1 protein-coding gene is annotated in these 2,514 nt (G+C 70.2%); it reads left to right on the forward strand.

Translation table 11 applies throughout. From position 1 onward, the window contains the following. Positions 1-2,514: type I polyketide synthase (locus ACZ4UB_RS39510; RefSeq protein WP_468078133.1), on the forward strand; the 2,514-nt coding region annotated here is incomplete at both ends.

Genomic DNA, 2,514 nt, shown 5'->3' on the forward strand with positions numbered 1-2,514 from the left:
GACGCGGCGTGGAACTTGCATGAGCTGACGCGTGACCGGGATCTCGCGTTGTTCGTGTTGTTCTCCTCGGCTGCTGGTGTGTTCGGTTCTCCGGGCCAGGGTGGTTACGCGGCGGCGAACTCCTACCTCGACGCCCTGGCGCAGGAGCGGCGTGCTGAGGGGCTGCCCGCGCACTCTTTGGCGTGGGGTTTGTGGGCTGACCGTAGTGCGATGACTGGTGCGCTGGGCACGGCTGATCTGGACCGTATGCGTCGGGCTGGTATTCGGCCGTTGGCGACGGAGGAGGGTTTGGCTCTCTTTGATGCGGCGGTGCGTTTGCCGCATGCGTATACCGTTCCGGTCCGTCTGGATCTGGGCATGTTGCGTGAGCAGCGGCCCTTGGGTTCGTTGTTCCGTGCGTTGGTGCGTTCCACGGTCAAGCGGGCTGCGGCGAACACGCCTGTGGGTGGTGGTGATGGGTTGCGTGATCGTCTTGCGGCGTTGGCTCCGGTGGAGCGTGATCGTGAGTTGACGGAGCTGGTGCGTGTCCAGGCGGCGTTGGTCCTTGGTCATGGCACTGCTGGTGCGGTGGAGGTCGATCGGGCGTTCCGTGACATGGGCTTCGACTCGCTGACCGCTGTGGAACTGCGTAATCGGATCGGGTCCGCCACCGGGCTGCGTCTGCCGGTGACCGTTGTTTTCGACCATCCCACCCCGACCGCCCTCGCTGCCGAAGTCGCCATCCGGCTCGGAGTGGACGCGAGCGTCGTCGCGCCGGCGCGTGCCCTCCCGGTCGCCGCGGCCTCGGCCTCGGACGACGACCCGATCGTCATCATCGGCATGAGCTGCCGCTTCCCCGGTGGCGTCGGCTCGCCCGAGGAGCTGTGGCAGCTCCTCACCGACGAACGCGATGCCATGGGCGACTACCCCACCGACCGCGGCTGGGATGCGGACGCCGTGTTCGACCCGGACCCGGCCCGCGTGGGCAGTTCCTACTCCCGCACCGCCGGATTCATCGACGGCGTAGCGGACTTCGACGCGGAGTTCTTCGGGATCTCGCCCCGCGAGGCCCTGGCCATGGACCCGCAGCAGCGGCTGCTCCTGGAGGCCACCTGGGAGGCGCTGGAGCGGGCCGGCATCGACCCCGGCACCCTGCGCTCCACCCCGACCGGCATCTTCATCGGCGGCGCGGTTTCCGGTTACAGCACCGACCTGTTCACCACGGAGGACGGTCTCGACGGCCACCTGCTCACCGGCAACGCGGCCAGCGTGGCTTCCGGCCGTGTCTCCTACACGTTCGGGTTCGAGGGTCCTGCGGTGACGGTGGACACGGCGTGTTCGTCGTCGCTGGTGGCGCTGCACCAGGCGGTGCAGGCGCTGCGGCAGGGTGAGTGCACCCTGGCCGTGGCCGGTGGCGTCGCCGTCATGCCCACCCCTCGACTCCTCGTCTCCTTCAGCAGGCAGCGTGGTCTGTCCCAGGACGGCCGTTGCAAGGCGTTCTCCGCGGACGCGGACGGGACCGGCTTCTCCGAGGGCGTGGGTCTGCTCCTGGTGGAGCGGTTGTCGGACGCGCGGCGCAACGGCCACGAGGTGCTCGCCGTGGTGCGTGGCTCCGCGCTCAACCAGGACGGGGCGTCCAACGGCCTGACCGCGCCGAGCGGTCCCGCGCAGCAGCGGGTCATCCGCCAGGCGCTCGCCAACGCCGGGCTCACCAGCGCCGACGTCGACGCCGTCGAGGCGCACGGCACCGGAACCTCGCTCGGTGACCCGATCGAGGCCGAGGCCCTGCTCGCCACGTACGGCCAGGACCGCCCCGAGGACAAGCCGCTGCTGCTCGGCTCGGTGAAGTCCAACATCGGTCACACCCAGGCCGCGGCCGGCGTCGCCGGCGTCATCAAGATGGTCGAGGCGATGCGGCACGGGGTCGTGCCGAAGACGCTGCACGTGGATGAGCCGACGCCGCATGTGGACTGGGCTTCGGGAGCCGTCGAGCTGGTCACGGAGAGTCGTGCGTGGCCGGAGACGGGGCGTCCGCGTCGGGCGGCCGTTTCCTCGTTCGGTATCAGTGGTACGAACGCGCATGTGGTTCTGGAGCAGGCGCCGGCCGATCTGGCGGTCGTGCCCGCGGATGCTTCTGCTGTCGAGCCGTCGTCTGCCGTCGCGTCGACGGGTGCCGGCGTGCCCGTGCCGTGGGTGTTGTCCGCGCGTTCCGCTGCGGGGCTGCGTGGGCAGGCGGCGCGGCTGCGGCAGTCCGCTGCTGCGGCGGAGGCGTCCGATTCGGACGTCGCCTGGTCGCTGCTCTCCGCCCGGTCCGCCATGGAGCACCGCGCCGTCGTGCTCGGTGAGAACCGCGCCGAGTTCCTGGCGGGCCTTGAGGCCCTGGCCGCCGGAGAGCCGGCCGGGAACGTGGTGCGCGACGTCACCGCGGGCGTCCGTCGCTTGGCTCTGGTGTTTTCGGGTCAGGGGTCTCAGCGCCTGGGTATGGGGCGTGAGTTGGTGTCCCTGCCGGTGTTCGGTGAGGTGTTCGAGGAGGTG

This window comes from Streptomyces sp. NPDC028419, assembly GCF_055565515.1.